General features: G+C 67.9%; 13 protein-coding genes. 9 read left to right on the forward strand and 4 right to left on the reverse strand.

Going from position 1 to position 13,677, the window contains the following annotated elements; translation table 11 throughout:
- Nucleotides 1–83: DUF6802 family protein (locus AB0H42_RS00005; protein WP_357048596.1), on the forward strand; the 83-nt coding region annotated here is incomplete at its 5' end.
- A gap of 323 nt (nucleotides 84–406) precedes the next feature.
- Here AB0H42_RS00005 and AB0H42_RS00010 read toward each other — a convergent pair.
- Both AB0H42_RS00010 and AB0H42_RS00015 read right to left on the reverse strand, forming a co-directional pair.
- Entirely contained in the window at nucleotides 407–919 is a 513-nt protein-coding gene (locus tag AB0H42_RS00010) for a nitroreductase/quinone reductase family protein (protein ID WP_357047312.1), read from the reverse strand.
- A gap of 275 nt (nucleotides 920–1,194) precedes the next feature.
- Entirely contained in the window at nucleotides 1,195–1,359 is a 165-nt protein-coding gene (locus tag AB0H42_RS00015) for a hypothetical protein (protein WP_357047315.1), read from the reverse strand.
- Between the two features lie 544 nt (nucleotides 1,360–1,903).
- On the opposite strand from AB0H42_RS00015, the gene AB0H42_RS00020 reads away from it, so the two are divergent.
- The 3 genes from AB0H42_RS00020 (at nucleotide 1,904) to AB0H42_RS00030 (ending at nucleotide 5,347) form a co-directional block, all read left to right on the forward strand.
- Complete coding sequence (locus AB0H42_RS00020) at nucleotides 1,904–2,605, forward strand: response regulator transcription factor (protein WP_357047318.1); 702 nt, start codon at nucleotides 1,904–1,906, stop codon at nucleotides 2,603–2,605.
- Nucleotides 2,602–3,690: a HAMP domain-containing sensor histidine kinase gene (locus tag AB0H42_RS00025; protein ID WP_357047321.1), complete on the forward strand. Its 1,089-nt coding sequence runs from the start codon at nucleotides 2,602–2,604 to the stop codon at nucleotides 3,688–3,690. The genes AB0H42_RS00020 and AB0H42_RS00025 overlap by 4 nt, the downstream gene beginning before the upstream one ends.
- Nucleotides 3,691–3,760: 70 nt before the next feature.
- On the forward strand, nucleotides 3,761–5,347 hold the full coding sequence (locus AB0H42_RS00030) for a DUF4173 domain-containing protein (protein ID WP_357047324.1): 1,587 nt from the start codon (nucleotides 3,761–3,763) through the stop codon (nucleotides 5,345–5,347).
- A gap of 29 nt (nucleotides 5,348–5,376) precedes the next feature.
- Here the strand turns inward: AB0H42_RS00030 and AB0H42_RS00035 are convergent, their stop codons facing one another.
- A complete protein-coding gene (locus AB0H42_RS00035) occupies nucleotides 5,377–6,312 on the reverse strand; it encodes a LysR substrate-binding domain-containing protein (RefSeq protein ID WP_357048599.1) in 936 nt (311 codons plus the stop codon).
- Nucleotides 6,313–6,658: 346 nt separating this feature from the next.
- Here AB0H42_RS00035 and AB0H42_RS00040 point away from each other — a divergent pair, with 346 nt between their 5' ends.
- The 4 genes from AB0H42_RS00040 to AB0H42_RS00055 all read left to right on the forward strand — a co-directional run bounded on the left by AB0H42_RS00040 (nucleotide 6,659) and on the right by AB0H42_RS00055 (nucleotide 9,903).
- Nucleotides 6,659–7,732: an LLM class flavin-dependent oxidoreductase gene (locus AB0H42_RS00040; RefSeq protein WP_357047327.1), complete on the forward strand. Its 1,074-nt coding sequence runs from the start codon at nucleotides 6,659–6,661 to the stop codon at nucleotides 7,730–7,732.
- Between the two features lie 136 nt (nucleotides 7,733–7,868).
- The gene (locus AB0H42_RS00045; protein ID WP_357047330.1) at nucleotides 7,869–8,258 is read left to right on the forward strand and encodes a GNAT family N-acetyltransferase; all 390 of its coding nucleotides are present in this window, start codon (nucleotides 7,869–7,871) and stop codon (nucleotides 8,256–8,258) included.
- 179 nt (nucleotides 8,259–8,437) lie between these two features.
- A complete protein-coding gene (locus AB0H42_RS00050; protein WP_357047333.1) occupies nucleotides 8,438–8,911 on the forward strand; it encodes a carboxymuconolactone decarboxylase family protein in 474 nt (157 codons plus the stop codon).
- Nucleotides 8,908–9,903: a pirin family protein gene (locus AB0H42_RS00055; protein ID WP_357047336.1), complete on the forward strand. Its 996-nt coding sequence runs from the start codon at nucleotides 8,908–8,910 to the stop codon at nucleotides 9,901–9,903. Before AB0H42_RS00050 ends, AB0H42_RS00055 begins: the two co-directional genes overlap by 4 nt.
- A 151-nt stretch (nucleotides 9,904–10,054) precedes the next feature.
- On the opposite strand, the gene AB0H42_RS00060 is transcribed toward AB0H42_RS00055, so the two are convergent.
- A complete protein-coding gene (locus AB0H42_RS00060; RefSeq protein ID WP_357047339.1) occupies nucleotides 10,055–11,995 on the reverse strand; it encodes a prolyl oligopeptidase family serine peptidase in 1,941 nt (646 codons plus the stop codon).
- Nucleotides 11,996–12,573: 578 nt separating this feature from the next.
- Between AB0H42_RS00060 and AB0H42_RS00065 the strand changes: the two genes are divergently transcribed.
- A complete protein-coding gene (locus AB0H42_RS00065; RefSeq protein ID WP_357048602.1) occupies nucleotides 12,574–13,674 on the forward strand; it encodes a cytochrome P450 in 1,101 nt (366 codons plus the stop codon).
- The last annotated feature ends 3 nt before the right edge of the window (nucleotides 13,675–13,677 follow it).

Below are 13,677 nucleotides of genomic sequence, written 5' to 3' on the forward strand. Positions count from 1 at the left end.
ATTATTCGGCTTGGGAATATCACCGCAATCCGGATGGGACGGGCGAGTGGCGGCAGACCGATCAGGGGACAGTGGGGGAGTGATCGGGGCGCCGGCCGCGCGGCGACCTCCCCGCCCCGGTTGAAGATGTGGTCGTAGACCGAATCGCAGGTTCGTCGATGAGTGCCGGTATCTCCGGGGCGGTGGGGATCCCTCGGCGCCACAGTCATTGGACAGGACCTCCAGGTGTGGCCGGCAGAGGGCGCGGAAGGTTTTTGTCCAAGCCGGCCTTGCCGGTGCGGCGTCGAGCGAGCGTCCGGGGAAGTAGACGTGGGATTCGTCCTGTACCGCAGAGCCCCGTAGGTGAGGGTTCGCGGCCCGGTGCGCACCATTGGACGCACCGGGGCCGGGAGGTTTCTGGGAGCGCTCAGCCCTCGCCGTCGAGGGTCAGCACGACCAGCGGTATGGGCCGGTCGATCTTGGACTGGAAGTCCGCCAGCAGGGGGTTGTTGGCCAGCACCCAGGCCGCGAACTCGTCGTAGTCGGCGCCTTCGAGCACCTTGCCGGTCGCCTGGTGGGTCGTGTCCCGGAGCTCGATAATGACCTGCGGATTGGCCTTGATGTTGTACCACCAGGCCGGGTACTTGTCCTCGATGAATGAGCTCACGAACATGGTGTCGCCCCGGTACAGGGGCCCCAGCGGAATCGTGTGCCGCTTGCCGCTCTTGGCTCCCGTGGTGGTGAGCAGGATGAGGTCCCCACCCGCGTAGGCACCGCCCACTTTCCCCGAGTTCTCCCGGAACTCCTTGATCACATCATCGTTCCAGTTGGCGATGCCGCCCTCCTGGTCCCAATCCTGGTTCCACGGCGCGTTCGGATCGTTGTAGTCGGTGATGTCGGCCTGCTCCGGCTGTCCTGCGATCGAGTCGGTTTCGCTCATGATTCGAGTATGTCGAGGAATCAGGACAGTTATTGTCCTAAATCAAACTGTGCCTTCGGAGCGCGCGGCGTGCCCGCCGGGTGTGCTCTGCGGCGAAAGTCGGACCGAGCGCCACGGCTTCGTGCGAACCCGTCCGTTTCCGTCCCATTTGAACTCGATGGCCCAACCGGCCTCGTCCGGCGGCCGTCCGGAAACGGCCGGCATCGGCGCCGGCACCACGGCCACTGCGTCAGCGCATGCACAGGAACCGGTAAAAGGGGCAGATCAAAAAAGGATCAATGATCGACCGGGACGAGTGCGGTCAGCGGCGCGCTGAACGGGTACCGCCCGGGTGCATCGGCCTGGATGGACTCCACGACAGCGCGGTCACCGTCGACCTCGAGCACTTCGAACACCGACTGACCGCCGGCCACAAGTAGTACGCGATCGCCTACCTTCACGACACTGGACCCCTATCCATTAACAAACCGATCGGTCCATGATGTTATCGCAAGTGTGTTCGAAATTGGGCAGGCGACTTCGCGCCGGCTTCGGCGCGTCGGCGACCCCCGAGGCCTGTGCTTGTCGAACTGAGCGCGTCTACGCCCGTCCGCACGCCACGGGCATCGTCTCGCTACGGGGTGACCGCCGACTCCCGGGTACCGCTCGGGGCACTGTGCCGCGCGAACTGCTCACCCGTCGCCGGGACACGGGCTTGGTGGGAGCCGCGCCCGCCGTCACCTGCTCGCACTCTGACCGGAGGACGGCGGCCTGTAGCAGGCGCCGGGCCGCACCGACGCCTGTGCAGCAGGCGCCGGGCCGCATCGATGCAGTGTCCTGGGCCCGGTGAGAGTCATCGTGGCGCCCCGCGGCCGGTCGATCTGTGCCGCGCCGGGGTCAGAACCTCACCCGAGAGACGCGACGCGACGGTATGCCTCCCGGGCACACAGAATCTCCACAATTGACGCCTGTTCTCTCCACACGGGGTGGCTAGGCTTCCCGACCATGGAACAGAACGCACCGGCAGGGGGAGCGGTGGCGCGGCGGATCCTGGTGGTGGACGACGAACTCACCATCGCGGAATCGGTGGCGGCGCGATTGCGGGCCGAGGAGTTCATGGTGGAGGTGGCTCACGACGGACCCGCCGCGGTAGCCGCCGCGAGCACTTTCGAACCCGATCTCGTCGTCCTCGACGTCATGCTGCCCGGCTTCGACGGACTGGAGGTTTGCCGGCGGATCCAGGCCGAACACTCGGTGCCGGTACTGATGCTCACCGCGCGAACCGATGAGACCGATCAGCTCATCGGTCTCGGCGTCGGCGCCGATGACTACCTCACCAAACCGTTCTCCCTGCGGGTCCTCACCGCCCGGGTGCACGCGTTACTGCGCCGGGTCGAGCGCGCCGCAGCGCTGCCCGGCACGATCACCGTGGTCGGCGATCTGCGAATCGACGCCGATCAGCGCCGGGTCTGGCGCGGCGGGGTCGAAGCACAATTGACGCCGCTGGAATTCGATCTGCTGGCCCGGCTGGCGCAGCGGCCCCGCGCGGTGCTGGCCCGCGAACGGCTCCTCGAGGAGGTATGGGACTGGGCCGATGCCGCGGGCACCCGGGCGGTCGACAGCCATATCAAGGCATTACGCCGCAAACTCGGCGCCGACCTGATCCGGACCGTCCATGGTGTCGGGTATGCGCTGGAGAGCAGATGAGCGGGCACACGGTCACCGGCGCCGCCGCCCGGGGCGGGGTCGTGGGCGGGTTGCGGCGGGCATTCGACCGGGTGGCGGCGGTATTGCCGCGGCCGCTGGATCGGGTCCGCTCCATCAAACTCAAATTGGCCGTCCTGATGACCTTCGCGGGTGGACTCGCCTTCGGCTATTTCCGCCTGCAGATCGGCTGGCTGCCACCGATGACCACGCTGGCCGCGATGGTGATCGCGCTGGTGTCCTCTCAATTCCTGGCGCACGGCATCACCATGCCGCTGCGGGAGATGACCGCCGCCGCGCAGCGGATGGCGCGCGGGGACTACACGAGCCGGGTGCGCGCCTCCTCCCACGACGAAGTGGGCCAGCTGGCCGAAGCGTTCAACCGGATGGCGGACGACCTCGCCGCCGCCGACCGGCAGCGCCGTGACCTGATAGCCAATGTCTCGCACGAATTGCGCACCCCCGTCACCGCGCTGGGCGCCATCCTGGAGAACCTGGTGGACGGGGTATCGAAGCCCGATCCGAAAACACTGGAAACGGCTCTCGCGCAGACCGAACGGCTCGGGCGGCTCGTCTCCGAACTGCTCGATATCTCGAGTATCGAGGCGGGCGCCGTCCCGCTCGACCGCGGCGAATTCGCCATCGCACCGCTATTCGCGGAAGTGGTGGCCGAGGTGGAGGTCATGACGGCCGCATCGGGTCGCGGGATCCGCTTCCGCAGCGAGGTCCAGCCGGTGACCGCGACCGTGTACGCCGACCGCGCCCGCCTCCACCAGGTTGTGCTGAACCTGCTGGACAACGCCGCCCGGCACGGTCCGGCCGGCGGTGAGGTCCGGCTCCGCGCCCACACCGTGGGCGAGGACCTTGTCATCGATGTCGAGGACGACGGTCCCGGCATACCGCCTGACCAGCGCGAACGCATCTTCGACCGTTTCACCCGCGGTGGCCGCACCGACGGCGGCGGCACCGGGCTCGGACTCGCCATCGCGCGCTGGGTGGTCGATCTGCACCGCGGCGCCATCGCTGTCACCGACCCCGGCTCCCGGATCCGCGTGATCCTGCCGGCCACCGAGCCGCCCGACCACTGACCTTTCCCGCTGCACAGCCCGGCCGCCGATCGGCCCCGGGGCGATAACGCACACCCTCAGAAGGAGCCGCATGCCCAGGCGAACCACACCGAACGATGACAACACCGAACGGACGACCCCGGTGAAATCGATGGAATCCGCCACGGATTCGACGTCCGATGCCGCGCTCCCGGAGCCCGGCGGCCGGATACAAGTGCAGCCACCGAGCGCTCGAGCTGCACCGGAATCCCCGAACCCGCCGGCCGTTCCACCCCACCGGCACCTGGTCGCCTACCCGGCGGGTGTGCTGCCCGCGGCGGGAATCGCGGGTCTGGTCGCGGCGGCGACCGTCCCGCTCGACCGGCCCGGAATCGGCTGGTTGCTCGCGGGTGCCGCGGCTGCGGCCGCGGTCGGTGCAGTCCATCACCGGGCACGTCGTACCGCGGGGCCGGAGCATGGACAGACCCGGCACCGGGAACGCCTGTGGTGGGCGATCACGGCGCTGGTGTTGCTGGCGGTCGGCACTTTCCGGGCCGCGGGGTGGTTGTTCGTTCTGTGCGTGGTGGCGGCGGCCGTGGCCGGGTCGCTGGCGGTGGTGGGCCGGCGTTCCGCGCGCGGGACATTCCGGGATGCGCTGGCTGTTCCGCTGGCGTCGGCCGGCGCCGTCGCCTGGGTGTATACCGCATTGGGAAAGCGCCCCGACGGTGCCGGGACGCGTAATCGCCGGCTCGGGGTATCCGTCGCCGTCACGGTGGCGCTACTGGCGGTGTTCGTACCACTACTGGCCGGCGCCGACGCCACGTTCGCCGCGCTCATCGACGGTCTGGTGCCGCGAATGGACGGTGACACGCTGACCCGCTGGGTCGTGGTGTTCGTAGCAGCGGGTATCGGAACCCTGGGCGCCCTGTACCTGCTCGCCGGACCCCCGCTCCCAGCCGACGGGGAGCCGAAATTCGCGAATCGTACGCTGGCGCGGCTGGAATGGGGTCTGCCGGTCGGTGCCCTGACAGCGGTGTTCGCGCTGTTCCTCGGGGCACAGTTGGTGGCCCTGTTCGGTGGGGACGATTATGTCCAGCGCACCGCCGGCCTGACCTACGCCGAGTACGCCCGGGGCGGTTTCTGGCAGCTCTCCGCGGTCACCGTGCTGACGCTCGCGGTCATCCTGCCGGTCCTGCACCGGGCCGCCCGGGACACCGCCGTGGACCGGATGTGGTTGCGCGGCCTGTTGTGCGCGTCCAGCGGGCTCACGCTGGTGATGATCGCCTCCGCGCTCGGACGTATGTGGATCTACCAGCAGGCGTACGGATTCACCGTGCTGCGGTTGCTGGTCGGCACGTGCGAACTCTGGCTCGGCATCGTCTACGTGCTGGTGATCATCGCCGTTCTGCGCCTGGAAACGGCGTGGCTGCCGCGCAGTGCGATCGCGACGGGGACGGCCGCCCTACTGGCCCTTGCCGCACTGAATCCCGAGGGCCTGGTCGCCGCCGAGAACATCGACCGCTGGGAGCGCGGCGAAGATCTCGACGTCGACTACCTGGCCGGTCTGTCCGCCGATATCGTCCCCGTCCTCGACCGCCTGCCCGCCCAGATCCGCGACGGCCTGCTCGAACGGCTCGAGAACCAGCTCGACGACGACACCTGGAACAGCTGGAATCTGGCCCGCGCCCGGGCGCGCTGAGCTGTGAAGCCATCGCTCCGGTCGCAACTTCACGCACTACGTGAGGGGTTTCGTAGCCATTTGTTGTGTTCAGCGCATTGCCGGGCGGTGGCGAGGACGCTTGCAATGGCGGGCGAGGGATCGTTCGTGGGCCACAGCACCGAGAGTTTCGCCAGGATCGGCGGATCGACGACGTCACGAACGATGATGCCGGCCCCGGCCTTCGCGGTGTGTTCGGCGAACGATGCGGGGGCCAAGCCGACCTCGCGTCCGCCGGCGAGCCGGGCAAGCATGGCGTTCACCGGCGGTTCCTCGAATGCGCAGATCACGGGTGCGAAGCCCGCTTCGTGGCACGCGGCGACGATGCCGTCGTAGTACGCCGGGGCGAGATGGCGAGGGAACAGCAGCAGCGTCTCGTCGCGGAGGGCCGTCACCGGGATCCTCGGTGTGTCAGCGAGGCGGTGGCGAGTGCTGAGGAGGGCGGACACGGGCTCTTCGCGGAGGAGTTCGCCGCCTACCCCGTCGAGGGGCTGCGGGGAAAGGGCGAGGCCGATGTCCAGGTCACCGGCGCGGAGGCGTTCGGGTATCTCGGCGCTGAAGAACTCTCGAGCGTCGACCATCAGGTCGGGGTGATCTTCCCGGAGAGCATCCAGCAGCGCCGTGAGCGTGTCGAACCCGGTGACCGGGGTATAGCCCAGCCGGATCGTCCTCGCGATCCCCGCCCCGGCCAGCCGGGTGAGCTGCACGGCGTGTTCCAGCGCAGCCAGCGCTATCGGCGCCTCGCGAGCCAGCGTCCGGCCTGCGGCGGTGAGCTGCACCTGACGGCTGGAACGCACGAACAGTGGGGTCCCGAGAGCCTCTTCGAGCTTGCGGATCTGATGACTCAGGGACGGCTGGGCGATGTAGAGACGCGTGGCTGCGCGGCCGAAGTGGAGTTCCTCGGCTACGGCCATGAAGTAGCGGAGGACGCGCGGGCTGATATCGATAGACGAATCCTATCGTTTCGCGTCCGAACAAGTCTTGGACGCCTGCCGGATGGCCACCGTACGGTCGTTGTCAGGCCACGGGAGACGTTCTGACCTGCCCGTCGAACCTGGTCGAAAGCCGGTCTCGGTTCGCGGGACCGGCCTCCGTCGCGTAGCGGTCCGGCAAGGAGAGGAACGGGGGAATCACCGTGATCGGACGAGGCAACATCGGCGGCGGGCCGGCCGGTCTGTGGGAACGTGCCGGGTGACGCGGCTGGGGCGGGTGGCGGCGATGTCGGCGCCACGGAGCCGATCCTGCTCGCCGTCCCGGCACACGGACACAACGAAAACCTCGAAGGAATAGCACATGATGGATGCTTCGCAGATCGAGTTCGGGATCGACAGCTTCGGCGACCGGCCCCGCAACGACCGGGGTGAGATCGTCTCGCACGCCCAGGCGATCCGCGCCGCGGTGGCCGAGGCGGTGCTGGCCGATCAGGCCGGCATCGACGTGATCGCGCTGGGTGAGCACCACCGGCCGGAGTACGCGATCTCCAGCCCGGAGACGGTGCTGGCGGGGATCGCGACCGCCACGAAGCGCATCCGGCTCGCCTCGGGGGTGACGGTGCTGTCCTCGGACGACCCGGTCCGGGTGTTCCAACGTTTTGCCACCGTCGACGCGCTTTCCAGCGGCCGCGCCGAAGTGATCCTCGGACGGGGTTCGTTCACCGAGTCGTTCCCGCTGTTCGGGTACGACCTGACGGATTACGAGGTGCTGTTCGAGGAAAAGATCGATCTGTTCCATCGGCTCCTGGACGAGACGCCGGTCACCTGGGAGGGCACCACTCGGGCCGCCCTGCGCGATGCGGATGTGTACCCGAAGACCGAATCGGGACGTCTCGCTACCTGGGTCGGGGTCGGCGGTACACCTGAGTCCGTGCTCCGCACGGCCCGCTACGGGTTCCGGCTCATGCTTGCCGTCATCGGCGGCGCCCCCGGTCGCTTCGCCCCCTATGTGGATCTGTACCGGCGGGCGAATCAGGAGCTCGGCACGCCCGCGCCCCCGGTCGGGATGCACTCGCCCGGCTTCGTCGCCGCCACCGACGAGGAGGCCAAAGAGCTGTTCTACCCCGGGTACCGGGAGATCCGTGACCGCATCGGTGCGTTGCGCGGCTGGCCACCGCTCCGCCGGGAAGAATTCGACGCCGAGGTGGAACACGGGTCGCTGTACGTCGGTTCGGTCGAGACGGTCGCCAACAAAATCGCCCAGGCGATCCGGGTGCTGGATGTGGGCCGATTCGACATGGTCTACTCCGCCGCCGGCACCGTTTCCGCCACCGCCCGGCTACGTTCGGTCGAACTGTACGGCACCGCGGTCATCCCTCGGGTCCGCGAGATTCTGGCCGAACAGCCCACTGTGACGGTGGGGACGACACGATGATTACTCCCACCGCCACTATAGAAGCCCCGGGGGCCGGAAAAGTCGGCGAGGACTTCGTGCGCCCGGCAGTCGCCGCCGAACAGCTGATGCACACCGTTGCCCTCGCCGCGACGCCGTCTCACGAAAGGACACCCGGATGGCCGAGGGATTGATCGACAACACCGGTGCAACCGTGACGGTCGAGCTCGATAGCGCCGGCCCGATCGGCTCGTACACCGTGAAGCTCGCCGACGGATCGCCCGTCGGCAGGGCCGACTTCGTCGACTCCGGAGTTGACGCCGAGCGGATCTTTTTCCACACCGAGGTAGATCAGGAGTTCGGTGGACGCGGTCTGGCCGGGCTGCTGGTGCGTGCGGCGCTCGCAGACAGCATTCGCAAGAACCTCACCGTCGTGCCGGTGTGCCCGCTGTTCGCTCGCCATCTGAGGATGCACGGCGAGGAGTTCGTCGCGAACGGCGGTACGTTTCGCCGTCCGACACCTACCGACATCGCACTGGTCACGCGCGCTGAACGGAGCGGGACATGAGCTCCGCTCGCGTACGCATCGACGTCGTGATTCGGTGAAGCGTCGCCGGACGCCGCTCGACGGGAACACCGAGCACGCCACCGAAACCCCTTCGTTCACGGATCCGACGCCGGCGTCGAGATGAACGTACTCGAGAGCGGAAGACGGATGTGCGCTGTCGCCGCGGAAATGGAGACACGATGCGTCCATCCTTGGACAAGGTGATGCCCGAGGCATGGAAGGCCGCGGGAGCGTTCTCGTCGGCGATTCGAGCGGCGGCGTTGCAGCGCGGACTCTCGGTCCAGGAGTCAGAGTTCATCAAGCTCCGTGCGTCGCAGATCAACGCGTGCGTGTTCTGCGTGGATCTGCATTCGCGCGAGGCGAGACGAGCCGGGATAGCGCAGCAGAAGCTGGACTTGCTGCCGGCATGGCGGGAGACCGGATTGTTCGACGATCGGCAAAGAGCGGTCCTCGCAGTGGCTGAAGCCGCCACATCGCTCCCCACCACCGTAGAGACGGATGGCGATCTCGCAGGCGCCCGGTCGGTTCTCGGCGAGGAGGCATTCGTTGCGGCCGAGTGGGTGGCGGTCACGATCAACGCGTTCAACCGAATCTCGATCCTCAGCCGGCATTCGGTGCGTCCCCGCGATACCGAAGGGAAGATCATTCGATGACCGACCTCGAGACACACCCCGATCTGAAAGTCCTGGATCATGGGCAGCCGTGCACGGCGATAGAGATCCTCGAGCCGCGCCTCGTGCCCCTCGGCGGCGTGCGGGGAATGACCGTCTACCGGACCCTCCCGCAGCGGCAGAGATCGCTGGTGGGGGCGTGGTGCTTTCTGGATCACTACGGTCCCGATGATGTCTCGGTGACCGGTGGCATGCAGGCGCCGCGGCATCCGCACACCGGGCTCGCGACGGTGTCCTGGCTGTTCACCGGGCGTATCGAGCATCTCGACTCCGGTGGCAACGCGGCCTCGATCGTGCCGGGAGAACTCAACCTGATGATCGCGGGCCGTGGCATCACCCATCAGGAGATCAGCGCCCCCGAGACGAGCATCCTGCACGGAGTGCAGCTCTGGTACGCGCTGCCCGACCAGACGCGTAGGAGCGAGAACGCGTTCGCGCACTACGCGCCCGAGCCGGTGACACTCCCCGGCGTCACGGCGCGCGTGTTCATCGGAGCGCTCCTCGGATCGGTCTCCCCGATCGACACCCGGACACCCGACCTGCTCGGTGCGGAACTGATACTCGAGCCCGGCACCTCGGCACGGCTCACCGTGCGGGCCGACTTCGAGCACGCCGTGCTCGCCGAGAGCGGCGAGGTCACCGTGAACTCGGCCGCCGTCGACCATCGATCGCTGGCCTACATACCTCCCGGATCCGAGACGTTGGTCATCACCGCGGGCGACACCGAAGCCCGCGTCATCCTCCTGGGAGGCGTCCCGTTGCGGGAACAAATCGTGATGTGGTGGAACTTCGTCGGACGCCACCACGATGAGATCGTCGAGTACCGGCGCCGCTACCAGGCCGAGCTCGGTTTCGAGCCCGCCGATCCGCGGGACGCCGGCAAGCGTGCCCTGTTCGGCGAGTTCCCGCCCGGCCGGCAGCCGCCCCTTCCGGCGCCGACGCTGCCGAACTCCAGGCTGCTCCCGCGCGAGTAGCGCGCGGGCGATCCGACATCTGTGCCGAACACCTGCTCTGGCCGGGCCTGTGCGCCCGTGCCCGGACCAGGGCATCGCGTTGCGCGACGCGAGCTCGGGGGTGTTCGCCCTGGGCTCTCGGGCGTTCGAGCCGGCTGGTGAACCGGGCTCGTCAGTCCCTACTCGACGAGTCGGGCATGCCGATGCTGCGGCCGCCGAGATAGCGGGCGAAATGCCGCTCGATCGCGCGGTACAGCATGATCCGGTTCTCCGGATTTTCGAAGCCGTGGCCTTCGTCCTCGGCGACCAGATACTCGACCGACACACCGCGCTCGCGGAGCCGGGCGACGATATTGTCGGATTCGGCCTTGACGACGCGGACATCGTTGGCGCCTTGGGCAACCAGTAGCGGGGTGCGGATCTTGTCGACCATGGTGATCGGGGAGCGGGTCAGCATATCGGCCTCCTGCTCGGGAATTTCGGGGTCGCCGACGTAGCGGTACCAGTTGTTGACGTTGAAGGCCCGGGTGAACGGTGGCAGGGTGCGCAGGAAGTTGGCGAGATCGGAGATGCCGACGTAGTCGACGGCGGCGGCGAAACGGTCCGGAGTGACAGTGATACCGACGAGTGCGGCGTACCCGCCGTAGGAGCCACCGTAGATGCCGAGGCGATCGGGGTCGGCGTAACCTTCGGTGACGGCCCAGTCGACGGCATCGATCAGATCGTCGTGCATCGCCATGGCGAACTCGCCGATCGCGGTGGTGACGTGCCGTTTCCCATAACCGAGTGAGCCGCGGAAGTTGACCTGCAGTACCGCGTAGCCGCGGTTGGCGAGGAACTGCGCGTCGTCGCTGTAGCCCCACGAGTCGTGGTACCAGGGCCCGCCGTGCACCACCAGCACCAGCGGGAGGTTCCGCGGCTCCACGCCGACCGGCAGGGTGAGGTAGGCGTGCAGAGGCAGCCCGTCGCGGGCGGGGAACCCGACAGGCTGCATGGGGGCCATGGTGTTCGGGTCCCGGTCCGGGTAGGACCGGAACAGCAGGCGGGCATCGCCGGTGGTGTGGTCATAGAACCAGGTGACGCCGGGATCGCGGTCGTGGACGAAGGTGGCGACCCAGCGCTGCCCGGAGTCGTCGCAGGACAGGGTGCCGAGCACGCCGTCGGACAGCTTCTGCAGCCGGGCGTGGATTTCGGCGAAGTGCGGGTCGAGAACCTCGATATGCGGGCGATCGCCCACGAAGCGCGCGGCGAGGATCTCGCCGGTGCTCCGATGGGTGTAGACCGGGGGCGGGAGCACACCGGGCAGCAGCATACCGCTGATGTCCAGGTCGCGACCGTCGACAGCGGCGACGACGGTCTCCGCGCCGGTCTCGTGGTCGATGCGGACCAGCCGCAGGTCGTCGCCGTCCTGGTAGGACCCGACGAGCAGCCCTTTCCCGTCGGCAGTGACCTGCTGGGGCTGAACGCTCATCGGGTACTCGGCTCCGCCGAGGCGGCGCAGTGACCGCATTCCCCCGGTGGCGGGGTCGATCGCGGAGATCTCGACGGTGCCGTCCTGGGCCAGGGCGGTGCGGAAGGCGGGTTCGCCGCGGCGGTCGAGCAGGACGACGGACGTCGGATCGTCGTGTTCGAGGTGCAGGGTCGTCTCGCCGGTCGCGACGGCGATCCGGAAGGTATCGAAGAACAGCGGGCGCCGGTTCATCGCGACGAGCACACTGCCGGAGACCGACGGCAGCGGCTCCACACCCGCCACACGCGACCCCGGGTCCATCGGCGTGAGGTCGACAGCGGGTGCGCCGGGGTCGTCGAGGTCGACACGGTACAGGTGCCAGTCCTCGTTACCGTCGGTGTCCTGGAGGTAGAGCAACCAGCGAGGGTCGTCGGTCCAGTAGTAGGTGGTGATCCCGCGGCGGGTGTCGTGAGTGACGGGAACAGCGTCGTCGTGGGTTGCGTCGATACCGCGGACCCAGACGTTGCGGCGGCCTCGGTGCGGGGCGAGGTAGGCGATACGGGTGCCGTCGGGAGAGATCGACGGAATCGCGAACTGCGGGTCGGCGAAGAACGCCTCGATATCGATCAACTCGGGGCGCTGGTCGGTCTGCTCTCCGGTCATGGTCTGTCTCCACTTCGCTCGGCTCCGGCTCACACTTGCGTCTCTGATCGAACACTGTGCCGTAGCGGCATACTCAAGCCCCGTCCGGCGGAGTTCGCGGACGTGTGCGATCACTACGACGCCGGCTCCGAGGCTGCCGAGCACGACGAGGCTGCCGATCACCGTCTCGACCCGGCCACCGACCCGCTGAGATGATCGTTGGTCCTCGCAGCTGTGCAGCGAGCATGCGGGACCGGGCCCCGCAACGACGCCCACGAACTCGTCGGTAGCTATATGTGCGCAAGCGGGTGCGGTGCTGACTCGGCCAAAGATGTTGGCCTGAAACAAGTCCCGGTAGTATGCCCCAGCATGTCCACACAACCGATGCCAGGCCGTTCCGCAACAGGCCTACCGGGGCACAACGCGGCATCGCGCGGGGGAGTCACGCGTTGAGCAATGCAGATCCGGGTTCGCACAGGGAATTCTTGATCACGCACGGGTCCCCGGTAACCGCCGGCTCACCTGTTCGGCTGGACACCCCCTCGTTCGCGGCCGATCCGCACCGCGCCTACGCAGACATGCGACGTCACGGCCCGTTGGTGCCGATCGAGCTTTCTCCGGGTGTGCCGGCGACGCTCGTGATCGGTTACCAGGTGGCCATGCAGATCCTGAACGACGAGGCCCATTTCCCCGCGGACCCACGCCGATGGGAGAAGCACGCCCCCGCCGATTCCCCGATGCTGCCGATGTTGGGCTATCGCCAGAATGCGCTGCGGACCGCGGGTCTGGAACACGAGCGCTACCGGCGCACCATCATCGCGGCGTTGGACACCGTCGACATGCACAAGGTGCACGGCGCGGTTGCTCGGGCCGCCGAGGTGCTGATCAACGACTTCTGCGAGCGCGGTACCGCCGACCTGCGAACGGACTACGCGTATCCGCTGACCTTCCGGGTCCTGAGCGAACTGATGGGCTTTCCCGAAGACGCCGCGGCCGCGGCTTACCACGGGATGGCCGCGATGCTGGAGGGCGTGGGCGCCGCAGAAGGGCAGCAGCGTTTCGTCGAGGCCCTGATCGGGGTTGTCGAGCAGAAGCGGGCCGAGCCGGGCGACGATCTGACCTCGGAGCTGTTGCAGCACCCGGACGGGCTCGATGCCATGGAGATGGTGAATCAAGCCGCGCTCCTGTTCTCGATGGGTACGGAGCCGACCTGCAATCTCATTCTCAATGCGTTGCTGCTGTTGATGACCGACGAGCAATACGGGGGCGAGGTCCTCAGCGGTGCCATGGACACCCGGGACGCTATCGATGCGGTGCTGTTCGAGGATCCACCGCTGGCGAATTGGAGCGTGAGCTACCCCAGGCAGCCGCAACTCGTCGGCGATGTGTGGCTGCCGGCCGATCAGCCGGTGGTCATCAGCTTGGCCGCGTGCAACAACGATCCCAGCGTCGGGGGTGGTGACCGCAGGGGCAACCGGTCGCACCTCGCATGGGGAGGTGGCCCGCACGGCTGCCCGGCCCAGAGCCTCGCCCAGACCATCGCCTCGCAGGGCATCGACCTGCTGCTCGACGCCCTGCCGGATATCCGGCCTGAAGTACCTGCGCAGCAACTACCTTGGCGGCAGGGGCAGTTCCACCGCGCCTTGGCAGCACTACCGGTCGAGTTCCCGGCGTGCCCGCCGATGCGTCTCGCCTGGTAGAGG

It is taken from the genome of Nocardia sp. NPDC050799 (assembly GCF_040654015.1).
In the GTDB taxonomy this organism is placed as follows: domain Bacteria; phylum Actinomycetota; class Actinomycetes; order Mycobacteriales; family Mycobacteriaceae; genus Nocardia.